10 protein-coding genes are annotated in these 13,439 nt (G+C 61.3%); all 10 read left to right on the forward strand.

Annotated features, from left to right (window positions below; all coding sequences use genetic code 11):
• The first annotated feature begins 244 nt into the window (after positions 1-244).
• Entirely contained in the window at positions 245-631 is a 387-nt protein-coding gene (gene sdhC / locus C3F42_RS26185; protein WP_104445103.1) for a succinate dehydrogenase, cytochrome b556 subunit, read from the forward strand.
• Complete coding sequence (sdhD, locus tag C3F42_RS26190; protein WP_023628896.1) at positions 625-993, forward strand: succinate dehydrogenase, hydrophobic membrane anchor protein; 369 nt, start codon at positions 625-627, stop codon at positions 991-993. The genes sdhC and sdhD overlap by 7 nt, the downstream gene beginning before the upstream one ends.
• Positions 994-996: 3 nt before the next feature.
• Positions 997-2,769, forward strand: coding sequence for a succinate dehydrogenase flavoprotein subunit (gene sdhA / locus C3F42_RS26195; protein ID WP_023628895.1), 1,773 nt, complete (start codon positions 997-999; stop codon positions 2,767-2,769).
• An 11-nt stretch (positions 2,770-2,780) separates the two neighbouring features.
• Positions 2,781-3,485 carry a succinate dehydrogenase iron-sulfur subunit gene (locus C3F42_RS26200; protein ID WP_012315348.1) on the forward strand — a complete coding sequence of 235 codons (705 nt, stop codon included), beginning with the start codon at positions 2,781-2,783 and terminating at the stop codon, positions 3,483-3,485.
• Between the two features lie 245 nt (positions 3,486-3,730).
• Positions 3,731-6,562 (forward strand): 2-oxoglutarate dehydrogenase E1 component, encoded by a 2,832-nt coding sequence (locus C3F42_RS26205; RefSeq protein WP_023628894.1) that lies wholly within the window; start codon positions 3,731-3,733, stop codon positions 6,560-6,562.
• 42 nt (positions 6,563-6,604) lie between these two features.
• Positions 6,605-7,825, forward strand: a complete 1,221-nt coding sequence (odhB, locus tag C3F42_RS26210) for a 2-oxoglutarate dehydrogenase complex dihydrolipoyllysine-residue succinyltransferase (protein WP_094012048.1) — start codon at positions 6,605-6,607, stop codon at positions 7,823-7,825.
• 90 nt (positions 7,826-7,915) lie between these two features.
• Positions 7,916-9,352, forward strand: coding sequence for a dihydrolipoyl dehydrogenase (gene lpdA / locus C3F42_RS26215; RefSeq protein ID WP_038706504.1), 1,437 nt, complete (start codon positions 7,916-7,918; stop codon positions 9,350-9,352).
• A 172-nt stretch (positions 9,353-9,524) separates the two neighbouring features.
• Positions 9,525-10,691: an ADP-forming succinate--CoA ligase subunit beta gene (gene sucC, locus C3F42_RS26220; RefSeq protein WP_023629628.1), complete on the forward strand. Its 1,167-nt coding sequence runs from the start codon at positions 9,525-9,527 to the stop codon at positions 10,689-10,691.
• Positions 10,691-11,575, forward strand: coding sequence for a succinate--CoA ligase subunit alpha (sucD, locus tag C3F42_RS26225; RefSeq protein WP_004376004.1), 885 nt, complete (start codon positions 10,691-10,693; stop codon positions 11,573-11,575). Before sucC ends, sucD begins: the two co-directional genes overlap by 1 nt.
• A 389-nt stretch (positions 11,576-11,964) precedes the next feature.
• Positions 11,965-13,278, forward strand: a complete 1,314-nt coding sequence (brnQ, locus tag C3F42_RS26230; RefSeq protein ID WP_023629627.1) for a branched-chain amino acid transport system II carrier protein — start codon at positions 11,965-11,967, stop codon at positions 13,276-13,278.
• The last annotated feature ends 161 nt before the right edge of the window (positions 13,279-13,439 follow it).

The raw sequence follows: 13,439 nt of genomic DNA on the forward strand, positions 1-13,439 counted from the left end.
CGCCCTCTGAGGCCTAATTTTTCACGAAATTCTCGCCCGTTTACGCCTTTTGTCCGTTAAAGGCAATGCGCTATTTGGGCTAGCCCCTCACGTTGTCATAAGCAGCCTAACTGTCTATACTCGGCAGCCGACTCCCAGGGGCTTTCAAGCCCGCCCTGCTGGGTGTCGTCGCTCTCCTGGGTGGTGGGTACCTGACCAGTACACTTACCAACAACTTTGCCCTGTTAGCTAGGGGCTCTTCAGTGTGAAAAAAGCCGTGAAAAGCCAACGACCTGTAAACCTAGACCTAAGGACCATCAAACTCCCGATCACCGCGTACACGTCCATTCTTCACCGTATTTCCGGCGTCATCCTCTTCCTCGGCCTTGCCATCATGCTGTACGCACTGGGCAAGTCGCTGGGTTCGGAGGAAGGCTTTGCCGAGGTGAAGGCGTGTCTGACCAGTCCGCTGGCCAAACTGGTGACCTGGGGCCTGCTGTCCGGCCTGCTGTACCACCTCGTGGCAGGTGTGCGCCACCTGATCATGGACATGGGGGGCGGTGAGACGCTGGAAGGCGGCAAGCTGGGCTCGAAAATCGTGATCGTCATCTCCGTGGTGCTGATCGTTCTGGCAGGAGTTTGGGTATGGTAACTAACGTCACGAACCTGTCGCGTTCGGGCCTCTACGACTGGATGGCGCAGCGCGTCTCGGCGGTCGTTCTCGCGGCTTACTTCATTTTCCTGATCGGCTACCTCGCCGCCCACCCGGGCATCGACTACGCCCAGTGGCATGCTCTGTTCACCAACAATGCGATGCGCATCTTCAGTCTGCTGGCCCTCGTTGCCCTGGGCGCACACGCCTGGGTCGGCATGTGGACCATTGCCACCGACTACCTGACGCCGATGGCGTTCGGCAAGTCGGCGACTGCGATTCGTTTCCTGTTCCAGGCGGTATGCGGCGTTGCGATGTTCGCTTACTTCGTCTGGGGTGTGCAGATTCTCTGGGGTATCTGATTCATGGCTAACATTCCAACCATTTCCTTCGACGCCATCATCATTGGTGGTGGCGGCGCGGGCATGCGCGCAGCACTGCAACTGGCTCAAGGCGGCCACAAGACCGCCGTAGTCACCAAGGTGTTCCCGACCCGTTCGCATACCGTTTCCGCCCAGGGCGGCATCACCTGCGCCATCGCTTCGGCCGACCCGAACGACGACTGGCGCTGGCACATGTACGATACCGTCAAGGGTTCCGACTACATCGGTGACCAGGACGCTATCGAGTACATGTGTCAGGAAGGCCCGGCCGCGGTCTTCGAGCTCGACCATATGGGCCTGCCGTTCTCGCGTACCGAAACCGGCCGTATCTACCAGCGTCCGTTCGGTGGCCAGTCCAAGGACTTCGGCAAGGGCGGCCAGGCTGCCCGTACCTGTGCAGCCTCCGACCGTACCGGTCACGCGCTGCTGCACACCCTGTACCAGGGCAACCTGAAGGCAGGCACCACCTTCCTCAACGAGTACTACGCCGTTGACCTGGTGAAAAACCAGGACGGCGCTTTCGTCGGTGTGATCGCGATCTGCATCGAAACCGGCGAAACCATGTACATCAAGTCCAAGGCCACCGTGCTGGCGACTGGCGGTGCTGGTCGTATCTACGCCTCCACCACCAACGCCCTGATCAATACCGGCGACGGTATCGGCATGGCCCTGCGTGCCGGCGTACCGGTGCAGGACATCGAGATGTGGCAGTTCCACCCGACCGGCATCGCCGGCGCCGGTGTATTGGTCACCGAAGGTTGCCGCGGTGAGGGTGGCTACCTGATCAACGCCCACGGCGAGCGCTTCATGGAGCGTTACGCGCCGAACGCGAAAGACCTGGCCGGCCGCGACGTGGTCGCTCGTTCCATGGTCAAGGAAATCATCGCCGGCAACGGCGTGGGCCCGAACAAGGACCACGTGCTGCTGAAGCTGGATCACCTGGGCGAGGAAGTGCTGCACAGCCGCTTGCCAGGTATCTGCGAGCTGTCCAAGACCTTCGCCCACGTCGATCCAGTAGTCGCCCCGGTACCGGTCGTGCCGACCTGCCACTACATGATGGGCGGCGTCGCCACCAACATTCATGGCCAGGCCATCACCATGGACGCCGAAGGCAAGGATCACATCATCCCGGGCTTGTTCGCCGTGGGTGAAGTGGCTTGCGTATCGGTCCACGGCGCCAACCGCCTGGGCGGCAACTCGCTGCTCGACCTGGTGGTGTTCGGCCGTGCCGCCGGCCTGCACCTGGAAAAGGCGCTGACCGAAGGCGTCGAGTACCGCGATGCCAGCGACACCGACGTCGATGTTGCCCTGAACCGCCTGAACAAGCTCAACGAGCGTACCAGCGGCGAAGACGTGGCAAGCCTGAAGCGCGAACTGCAGAGCTGCATGCAGAACTACTTCGGTGTATTCCGTACCGGTGAATACATGCAGAAGGGTATCGAGCAACTGGCTGGCCTGCGTGACCGCATCGCCAACGTCAAGATCAACGACAAGTCCCAGGCCTTCAACACTGCGCGTATCGAAGCGCTGGAGCTGCAGAACCTGCTGGAAGTCGCCGAAGCTACCGCCATCGCGGCCGAAGCCCGTAAAGAGTCCCGTGGCGCACACGCCCGTGAAGACTTCGAAGACCGTGACGACGAAAACTGGCTGTGCCACACCCTGTACTACCCGGGTGAGAAGCGCGTCGCCAAGCGTGGTGTCAACTTTGCGCCGAAGACAGTTCCTGCCTTCGAACCAAAAGTCCGGACTTACTAAGGGTGGCTGCTATGTTGAAAGTCGAAGTTTATCGCTACAACCCCGACACCGACTCGGCGCCCAAGATGGAGTCGTTCGACGTCGATACCGGCGGCAAGGACCTGATGGTTCTGGACGTGCTGGCACTGATCAAGGAAAAGGACGAGGGCTTCTCGTATCGTCGCTCCTGCCGTGAAGGCGTGTGCGGTTCCGATGGCATGAACATGAACGGCAAGAACGGCCTGGCCTGCATCACCCCGCTGTCGGGCGTGGTCAAGGGCAATAAGCTGGTACTGCGTCCGCTGCCTGGCCTGCCGGTCATTCGTGACCTGGTGGTCGATATGAGCATCTTCTACAAGCAGTACGAGAAGGTGAAGCCATTCCTGCAGAACGACACGCCGGCCCCGGCCATCGAGCGTCTGCAGTCGCCGGAAGACCGCGACAAGCTGGACGGTCTGTACGAGTGCATCCTGTGTGCTTGCTGCTCGACCTCCTGCCCATCGTTCTGGTGGAACCCGGACAAGTTCCTGGGCCCCGCCGCCCTGCTGCAGGCCTACCGCTTCCTGGCCGATAGCCGTGACACCAAGACTCAGGAGCGCCTGGCGTCCCTGGATGACCCGTTCAGCGTGTTCCGCTGCCGCGGGATCATGAACTGCGTGAACGTTTGCCCGAAGGGTCTGAACCCGACCAAGGCAATCGGCCACGTACGTAACATGCTGCTGCAAAGCGGCACCTGATTCAAAGCGTTGTACCTGCAGTAAGCCGAGGTGCGGGTGGTGAGCCCGCACTGAGGTAAAACCCGAGCAAGGGCTCACAAAGCCCGCGCTCATTACCTATGAAGATATGAGACCAGCAGGGGCTTCCGGGCTGGTACCCGGAAAATCAGCAGGATCCAGGTGGCGTGGTTCAGTCGCTGTGTTCGGACTTTTCCAGGTTTGCTGTGGCTCTCGCCGATCAGTCCCCTAACCGAGGGTGACCAAGCATGCAAGAAAGCGTGATGCAGCGCATGTGGGAAAGCGCCCACCTTTCAGGTGGTAACGCTGCATATGTGGAAGAGCTTTATGAGCTCTACCTGCACGACCCTAACGCTGTGCCAGAAGAGTGGCGCACTTACTTCCAGAAGTTGCCCGCCGACGGCAGCACCGCTACCGATGTCTCGCACTCGACGATCCGCGACCATTTCGTACTGCTGGCAAAGAACCAGCGCCGCGCCCAACCGGTTTCCGCCGGGAGCGTGAGCACAGAACACGAGAAGAAGCAGGTTGAAGTGCTGCGACTGATCCAGGCCTATCGTATGCGCGGCCATCAGGCTGCCAAGCTCGACCCGTTGGGGTTGTGGCAGCGTCCTGCGCCCGTAGACCTGTCGATCAATCATTACGGCTTGACCAATGCCGATCTTGATACGACCTTCCGTGCCGGCGACCTGTTCATCGGCAAAGAGGAAGCGAGCCTACGCGAAATTTTCGAGGCGCTCGAGAAGACATATTGTCGCACCATTGGTGCCGAATTCACCCACATCGTCGATTCCGAGCAGCGCAGCTGGTTCCAGCAGCGCCTGGAAAGCGTGCGTGGCCGCCCCGAGTTCTCCGCCGACGTGCAGGCACATCTGCTCGAGCGCGTCACGGCCGGTGAGGGCCTTGAGAAGTATCTGGGCACCAAGTACCCGGGCACCAAGCGCTTTGGCCTGGAAGGCGGTGAGAGCCTGATCCCGATGCTGGACGAAATGATCCAGCGCTCCGGTTCCTACGGTACCAAGGAAGTCGTGATCGGCATGGCCCACCGTGGCCGTCTGAACGTGCTCGTCAATACCTTCGGCAAGAACCCGCGCGAGCTGTTCGACGAGTTCGAAGGCAAGAAGATGAACGAGCTGGGCTCCGGTGACGTGAAGTACCACCAGGGGTTCTCCTCCAACGTGATGACCCCCGGTGGCGAAGTCCACCTGGCCATGGCGTTCAACCCCTCCCACCTGGAAATCGTCTCGCCAGTGGTGGAAGGTTCGGTTCGCGCCCGCCAAGATCGCCGCAACGACAGCGTTGGCGACAAGGTTCTGCCGATTTCGATCCACGGCGACGCAGCGTTCGCCGGCCAGGGCGTGGTCATGGAAACCTTCCAGATGTCGCAGACCCGCGGTTTCAAGACCGGCGGCACCGTGCACATCGTGATCAACAACCAGGTCGGCTTCACCATCAGCAATCCGCTCGACGCGCGTTCAACCGAGTACGCCACCGACGTTGCCAAGATGATCCAGGCGCCGATCCTGCACGTGAACGGCGACGATCCTGAAGCGGTGATGTTCGTCACCCAGCTGGCCATCGATTACCGCATGCAGTTCAAGCGTGATGTGGTCATCGACTTGGTCTGCTACCGCCGCCGCGGCCACAACGAGGCCGACGAGCCGAACGGCACCCAGCCGCTCATGTACCAGCAGATCAGCAAGCAGCGCACCACCCGTGAGTTGTACGCCGAGCAACTGATCAGCGCCGGCCGCATCGATGCCGAACGCGCCCAGGCCAAGATCGACGAGTATCGCAACGCCCTGGACAACGGCCTGCATGTAGTCAAGAGCCTGGTCAAGGAGCCGAACCGCGAGCTGTTCGTCGACTGGCGTCCCTACCTGGGCCATGCCTGGACCGCGCGTCATGACACCCGCTTCGACCTCAAGACCCTGCAGGAACTGTCGGCCAAGCTGCTGGAGCTTCCAGAAGGCTTCGTCGTCCAGCGTCAGGTCGCCAAGATCTACGAAGATCGCCAGAAGATGCAGGCCGGTGGCTTGCCGATCAACTGGGGCTACGCCGAGACCATGGCCTACGCCACCCTGCAGTTCGAAGGGCACCCGATCCGCATGACCGGCCAGGACATCGGCCGTGGCACCTTCTCGCACCGTCACGCGGTGCTGCACAACCAGAAGGACGCCAGCACCTACGTACCGCTGAAGAACCTGTTCCCGGGCCAGCCGCGCTTCGAACTGTACGACTCCTTCCTTTCGGAAGAAGCCGTGCTGGCCTTCGAATACGGCTACTCGACCACCACGCCGAACGCGCTGGTGATCTGGGAAGCCCAGTTCGGCGACTTCGCCAACGGTGCGCAAGTGGTGATCGACCAGTTCATCACCAGCGGTGAGCACAAGTGGGGCCGCCTGTGCGGTCTGACCATGCTGCTGCCACACGGTTATGAAGGGCAAGGTCCGGAGCACTCCTCCGCGCGTCTGGAGCGTTACCTGCAGCTGTGCGCCGAGCACAACATCCAGGTTTGCGTGCCGACCACCCCGGCCCAGATCTACCACCTGCTGCGTCGCCAGGTCATCCGTCCGCTGCGCAAACCGCTGATCGTGCTGACGCCGAAGTCGCTGCTGCGCCACAAGCTGGCCATCTCGACGCTGGAAGATCTGGCCGAAGGTTCGTTCCAGACCGTGATCCCGGAAATCGACAACCTCGATCCGGCCAAGGTCGAGCGTCTGGTCCTGTGCGGTGGCAAGGTCTACTACGACCTGCTGGAAAAACGCCGTGCCGAAGGCCGCGAAGACATCGCCATCGTGCGTATCGAGCAGCTGTATCCGTTCCCTGAGGACGACCTGGTCGAAATCCTGGCGCCTTACACCAACCTCAAGCATGCAGTGTGGTGTCAGGAAGAGCCGATGAACCAGGGCGCCTGGTACAGCAGCCAGCATCACATGCGCCGTATCCTGGGCCGCCACAACAAGGCACTGGTTCTGGAATACGCCGGCCGCGACGCTTCCGCCGCGCCAGCCTGTGGTTACGCATCGAAGCACGCCGAGCAGCAGGAAAAACTGCTGCAAGACGCGTTCACCGTCTAACGCCTTCGCGCACCTGAAACCGAATTTAAGGAAACACAGATAATGGCTATCGAGATCAAAGCCCCAACCTTCCCGGAATCGGTTGCCGATGGCACCGTTGCCACCTGGCACAAGCAGCCGGGCGACGCCGTCAAGCGTGACGAGCTGATCGTCGACATCGAAACCGACAAGGTCGTCCTTGAAGTCCTGGCCACTGCCGACGGCGTGCTGGGCGCCATCGTCAAGGGCGAGGGCGACACCGTCCTGTCCGACGAAGTGCTGGGTTCGATCGTGGAGGGCGGCGCTGCCGCCGCTGCTCCGGCTGCTGCCCCGGCCGCTGCCGCTCCAGCCGCCGCTGCCGCCGACGCTGGTGAAGACGACCCGGTTGCCGCCCCGGCTGCGCGCAAGCTGGCCGAAGAGAACGGCATCGACCTGGCTACCGTTGCCGGCACCGGCAAGGGCGGTCGCATCACCAAGGAAGACGTCGTTGCCGCCGTCGCCAACAAGAAGTCCGCCCCGGCTCCAGCGGCCAAGCCTGCCGCCGCAGCCGCCGCTGCCCCGGTTGTCGTTGCCGCCGGCGACCGTACCGAGAAGCGCGTGCCGATGACCCGTCTGCGCGCCAAGATTGCCGAGCGTCTGGTCGAAGCCCAGTCGAACATGGCGATGCTGACCACCTTCAACGAAGTCGACATGACCGAGGTCATGGCCCTGCGTTCGAAGTACAAGGACTTGTTCGAGAAGACCCACAACGGCGTGCGCCTGGGCTTCATGTCGTTCTTCGTCAAGGCCGCCACCGAGGCGCTCAAGCGCTTCCCGGCAGTCAACGCCTCGATCGACGGCAACGACATTGTCTACCACGGTTATGCCGACGTCGGCGTCGCCGTGTCCAGCGACCGTGGCCTGGTGGTGCCGGTACTGCGTAATGCCGAGTCGATGAGCCTGGCTGAGATCGAGAACGGCATCGCCACCTTCGGCAAGAAGGCCCGTGACGGCAAGCTGGCCATCGAAGAGATGACCGGCGGTACCTTCACCATCACCAACGGTGGTACCTTCGGCTCGATGATGTCGACCCCGATCGTCAACCCGCCGCAGGCCGCGATCCTGGGTATGCACAACATCATCCAGCGCCCGATGGCCATCAATGGCCAGGTCGTGATCCGTCCGATGATGTACCTGGCGCTGTCTTATGACCACCGCCTGATCGACGGCAAGGAAGCGGTAACCTTCCTGGTGACCATCAAGAACCTGCTGGAAGATCCGTCTCGCCTGCTGCTGGACATCTAATCAACTAGCTGCGCGCCGCCGGCCCCGTTCTTCAAGAGACGGGGCCGTGCGGTACGCGGCTTGTAGCTTGTAGCTGATAAGGAATCTTTTATGACCCAGAAATTCGACGTAGTGGTGATTGGTGCAGGTCCTGGCGGCTATGTTGCCGCCATCAAGGCTGCCCAACTCGGTCTGAAGACTGCCTGTATCGAGAAATACACCGACGCCGAGGGCAAGCTGGCCCTGGGCGGCACCTGCCTGAACGTAGGTTGCATTCCTTCCAAGGCACTGCTGGACAGCTCCTGGAAGTACAAGGAAGCCAAAGAGAGCTTCAACGTCCACGGTATCTCCACGGGTGAAGTGAAGATGGACGTCGCCGCGATGGTTGGCCGCAAGGCCGGCATCGTCAAGAACCTGACCGGCGGTGTTGCCACCCTGTTCAAGGCCAACGGCGTCACTTCGATCCAGGGCCACGGCAAGCTGCTGGCCGGCAAGAAAGTCGAAGTTACCAAGGCTGACGGCACTACCGAAGTCATCGAAGCCGAGAACGTGATCCTGGCTTCCGGCTCGCGCCCGATCGATATTCCTCCGGCTCCGGTCGACCAGAAAGTCATCGTCGACTCCACCGGCGCACTGGAATTCCAATCGGTTCCTAAGCGCCTGGGCGTCATCGGTGCCGGCGTTATCGGCTTGGAACTGGGTTCGGTCTGGGCGCGCCTGGGTGCCGAAGTCACCGTGCTCGAGGCCCTGGACACCTTCCTGATGGCTGCCGACACTGCCGTGTCGAAAGAGGCCCAGAAGACCCTGACCAAGCAAGGCCTGGACATCAAGCTGGGCGCTCGCGTCACCGGCTCGAAAGTCAACGGCGACGAAGTCGAAGTTACCTACACCAATGCCGAAGGCGAGCAGAAGATCACCTTCGACAAGCTGATCGTCGCGGTCGGCCGTCGCCCGGTGACCACCGACCTGCTGGCCGCCGACAGCGGTGTGACCATTGACGAGCGTGGCTACATCTTCGTTGACGATCACTGCGCCACCAGCGTTCCTGGCGTGTTCGCCATCGGCGACGTGGTGCGCGGCATGATGCTGGCGCACAAGGCCTCGGAAGAGGGCATCATGGTCGTCGAGCGCATCAAGGGCCACAAAGCCCAGATGAACTATGACCTGATTCCTTCCGTCATCTACACCCACCCGGAGATCGCGTGGGTCGGCAAGACCGAACAGGCGTTGAAAGCCGAAGGCGTTGAGGTTAACGTGGGCACCTTCCCGTTCGCGGCCAGCGGCCGTGCGATGGCAGCCAACGATACCGGTGGTTTCGTCAAGGTCATCGCCGATGCTAAAACCGATCGTGTGCTGGGTGTACATGTGATCGGCCCATCCGCTGCCGAGCTGGTCCAGCAAGGCGCGATCGCAATGGAATTCGGCACCAGTGCCGAGGATCTGGGCATGATGGTCTTCAGCCATCCGACCCTGTCCGAAGCGCTGCATGAAGCAGCGCTGGCGGTGAATGGCGGTGCCATTCACGTCGCCAACCGTAAGAAGCGTTAATTATAAGAAACCACGGCGGGCTGCCCGTCGTGGGTCTTGCGTGCAAGACTCACCGCGGAACGTCCGCCGGACCGGATCACATGGGAAAACCCAGGGTCAACGGTCACAGGTGGTGCGGCGCCAGTAATGGCGCAGCGCCGAAGCGCAGTACCTAACGAAGACGGTAAAAAGCATGAATCTTCACGAGTATCAGGGTAAGCAGCTGTTCGCTGAGTACGGCCTGCCAGTTTCCAAGGGTTTCGCAGTCGACACCCCTGAAGCTGCAGCAGAAGCCTGCGACAAGATCGGCGGTTCCGAGTGGGTTGTAAAAGCCCAGGTCCACGCCGGTGGTCGCGGTAAAGCGGGCGGCGTCAAGCTGGTTCGCAGCAAGGAAGACGCCAAGGCGTTCGCTGCACAGTGGCTTGGCAAGAACCTGGTTACCTACCAGACCGACGCCAATGGTCAGCCAGTTTCCAAGATCCTGGTCGAGTCCTGCACTGACATCGCCAAAGAGCTCTACCTGGGCGCTGTAGTCGACCGTTCGAGCCGCCGCATCGTGTTCATGGCCTCCACCGAAGGTGGCGTGGACATCGAGAAAGTCGCTCACGACACTCCTGAGAAGATCCTCAAGGCCACCATCGATCCACTGGTCGGTGCCCAGCCGTTCCAGGGTCGCGAGCTGGCGTTCCAGCTGGGCCTGGAAGGCAAGCAAGTTCAGCAGTTCGCCAAGATCTTCGTAGGCCTGGCCAAGCTGTTCAAGGATCACGATCTGGCCCTGCTGGAAGTGAACCCGCTGGTGATCAAGGCCGATGGCGATCTGCACTGCCTCGATGCCAAGATCAACATCGACGCCAACGCCATGTACCGTCAGCCGAAGCTGAAGACCTTCCACGATCCGTCGCAGGATGACGCCCGTGAAGCCCACGCCGCCAAGTTCGAACTGAACTACGTTGCCCTCGAAGGCAACATCGGCTGCATGGTCAACGGTGCCGGCCTGGCCATGGGTACCATGGACATCGTCAACCTGCACGGCGGCAAGCCTGCCAACTTCCTCGACGTTGGCGGCGGCGCTACCAAAGAGCGCGTTACCGAAGCGTTCAAGATCATCCTGTCCGACAGCAATGTCGCGGCCGTACTGGTCAACATCTTCGGCGGCATCGTTCGCTGCGACATGATTGCCGAAGGCATCATTGGCGCGGTGAAAGAGGTCGGCGTCAAGGTTCCGGTCGTCGTTCGCCTTGAAGGCAACAACGCCGAACTGGGCGCTAAAGTACTGGCAGAAAGCGGTTTGAACATCATTGCGGCAACCAGCCTGACCGACGCTGCTCAACAAGTTGTCAAAGCTGCGGAGGGCAAGTAATGAGCGTCCTGATCAATAAAGACACCAAAGTCATCTGCCAGGGCTTCACCGGCTCGCAGGGTACCTTCCACTCCGAACAAGCCATCGCCTACGGCACCAAGATGGTCGGCGGCGTCACCCCGGGCAAGGGTGGCACCACCCACCTGGGCCTGCCGGTGTTCAACACCGTGAAAGAAGCTGTGGAAGCTACCGGCGCTGACGCGTCGGTCATCTACGTACCGGCTCCTTTCTGCAAGGACTCGATCCTGGAAGCCGCCTTCGGTGGCATCAAGCTGATCGTCTGCATCACCGAGGGTATCCCTACCCTCGACATGCTGGACGCCAAGGTCAAGTGCGACGAGCTGGGCGTGACCCTGATCGGCCCGAACTGCCCAGGCGTGATCACTCCGGGCGAGTGCAAGATCGGCATCATGCCAGGTCACATCCACCTGCCAGGCAAGGTCGGTATCGTTTCGCGTTCCGGCACCCTGACCTATGAAGCTGTCAAGCAGACCACCGACGCCGGCTTCGGCCAGTCGACCTGCGTCGGCATCGGCGGTGACCCGATCCCGGGCTCCAACTTCATCGACATCCTGAAGCTGTTCCAGGAAGACCCGAAGACCGAAGCGATCGTCATGATCGGTGAAATCGGCGGTTCCGCTGAAGAAGAAGCCGCGGCCTACATCAAGGCCAACGTGACCAAGCCTGTCGTTTCCTACATCGCCGGTGTTACCGCACCTGCTGGCAAGCGCATGGGCCACGCTGGCGCCATCATCTCCGGTGGCAAGGGTACTGCGGACGAGAAGTTCGCCGCCCTGCAGGACGCTGGTGTGAAAACCGTGCGTTCCCTGGCTGACATCGGCAAGGCTCTGGCCGAGCTGACTGGCTGGGAAGTCAAGAAGTAAGTAACACGCAATACCCCCCACGCGCACAAAGGCCACCTTCGGGTGGCCTTTGTCGTTAACGGGGATCGCTTGGAAGATGGGGCTGCACACCTTCGGAAATTCCGATGGTCGCTATCAGGATTTTCAACCAGACATTCGTTTGAATACGCAATAAATTGTCGCTGAACACGTTCAACAAGACGACAAACACATACGCACATCGGACAAGCAGCACTGTGCCAGTGCGTTTGTCAGGCAAAACAGGTAGGCTACGCGTTCACTCTGTGCCCGTACCCCAAAAGGGAACGACACGCTAAACGGGTCTGGCTCACCAAGCCGGGCAGCATTTCCCTTCATCCTATGGGAAATCCCCTCCGACTCCCGATTTCAGCAGTGTGGTATTTCCTTAAATGAAAGTGTTAAAAGGCCAGGATATCCTGGCGCTTGGCTTTATGACGTTTGCGCTTTTCGTAGGCGCCGGCAACATCATCTTCCCACCTATCGTCGGCCTGCAGTCTGGCCCGAACGTATGGATGGCCGCACTCGGCTTCCTGGTCACCGCCGTGGGCCTGCCGGTCATCACCGTGATCGCCCTGGCCAAGGTCGGTGGCGGCATGGATGCCCTGAGCAGCCCGATCGGCAAGTTCTTCGGCGGCCTGCTGGCGGCGGTGTGCTACCTCTCGGTCGGCCCGCTGTTCGCCACCCCGCGCACTGCGACCGTGTCGTTCGAAGTGGGCGTGGCACCGCTGACCGGTGAAAGCCCGCTCGCTCTGCTCATTTACAGCGTGGTGTACTTCGCGGTGGTCCTGGCCGTGTCCATGTACCCGGGCAAGCTGCTCGACACCGTAGGGCGTTTCCTCGCGCCGTTGAAGATCATCGCCCTGGCTGTGCTGGGCATCGCGGCGTTCGCATTGCCGGCCGGCACCATCGGTGAGGCCCAGCCTGCCTACGCCGCCGCTGCGTTCTCCAAAGGTTTCTCCGATGGTTACCTGACCATGGACACGCTGGGGGCACTGGTCTTCGGTATCGTCATCGTCAATGCCATCCGTTCGCGTGGTGTCGAGTCGCCGAAGCTGATCACCCGCTATGCCATCATTGCGGGCCTGATTGCCGGCCTGGGTCTGGTCCTGGTGTATGTCAGCCTGTTCCGCCTCGGCGCGGGCAGTCATGACATCGCAGCCGATGCCACCAACGGTGCGATGGTATTGCATGCCTATGTGCAGCACACCTTCGGTTCGCTGGGCAGTGGTTTCCTGGCGGTACTGATCGCGCTGGCCTGCCTGGTCACCGCCGTGGGTCTGACCTGCGCCTGTGCCGAATACTTCAGCCAGATCCTGCCGCTGTCGTACCGTGCGCTGGTGGTGATCCTGGCTGGTTTCTCGCTGGTGATCTCCAACCTGGGCCTGACCAAGCTGATCATGTTCTCGATTCCCGTGCTGACGGCGATCTATCCGCCGTGCATCGTGGTCGTGGGCCTGAGCTTCGTGAAGGACCTGTGGAACTCGCCAACCCGCATCCTGGCGCCGGTCATGCTGGTGTCGCTGGTGTTCGGCGTTGTCGACGCCATCAAGGGCAGCAGCTTCGCCCACGCACTGCCTGACGCCCTGGCTCACCTGCCGTTCAGCAACGAAGGCATGGCCTGGCTGGTGCCTTCGGTGGTGACCCTGGCTGTCGCCGTGGTCTGCGACCGCATGCTGGGCAAGCCGCGCGAGGCGCTGGCCTGATGGATTGAAACCTGATGGACGGGGCGCTGGCCAAAAGCCAAAGGGCCCCCGTCAAAGGTGGTTATCGAGACCCCGCTGCCGAAAGGCGCGGGGTTTTTTGTGGCCTGGACCGACGCTAGCGCGCGATGGCGTATCTTTTAACGAATCCGGGCGTCGAACAC

The organism is Pseudomonas sp. PONIH3 (assembly GCF_002934345.1).
Classification (GTDB): Bacteria; Pseudomonadota; Gammaproteobacteria; order Pseudomonadales; family Pseudomonadaceae; genus Aquipseudomonas; species Aquipseudomonas soli.

Excerpts from the sequence above, each read along its gene's own strand:
- C3F42_RS26200 (WP_012315348.1), top strand. The coding sequence starts at position 2,781 with ATGTTGAAAGTCGAAGTTTATCGCTACAACCCCGACACCGACTCGGCG.
- brnQ (WP_023629627.1), top strand. The coding sequence starts at position 11,965 with ATGAAAGTGTTAAAAGGCCAGGATATCCTGGCGCTTGGCTTTATGACG.
- sucC (WP_023629628.1), top strand. The coding sequence starts at position 9,525 with ATGAATCTTCACGAGTATCAGGGTAAGCAGCTGTTCGCTGAGTACGGC.
- lpdA (WP_038706504.1), top strand. The coding sequence starts at position 7,916 with ATGACCCAGAAATTCGACGTAGTGGTGATTGGTGCAGGTCCTGGCGGC.
- odhB (WP_094012048.1), top strand. The coding sequence starts at position 6,605 with ATGGCTATCGAGATCAAAGCCCCAACCTTCCCGGAATCGGTTGCCGAT.
- C3F42_RS26205 (WP_023628894.1), top strand. The coding sequence starts at position 3,731 with ATGCAAGAAAGCGTGATGCAGCGCATGTGGGAAAGCGCCCACCTTTCA.
- sucD (WP_004376004.1), top strand. The coding sequence starts at position 10,691 with ATGAGCGTCCTGATCAATAAAGACACCAAAGTCATCTGCCAGGGCTTC.
- sdhA (WP_023628895.1), top strand. The coding sequence starts at position 997 with ATGGCTAACATTCCAACCATTTCCTTCGACGCCATCATCATTGGTGGT.
- sdhD (WP_023628896.1), top strand. The coding sequence starts at position 625 with ATGGTAACTAACGTCACGAACCTGTCGCGTTCGGGCCTCTACGACTGG.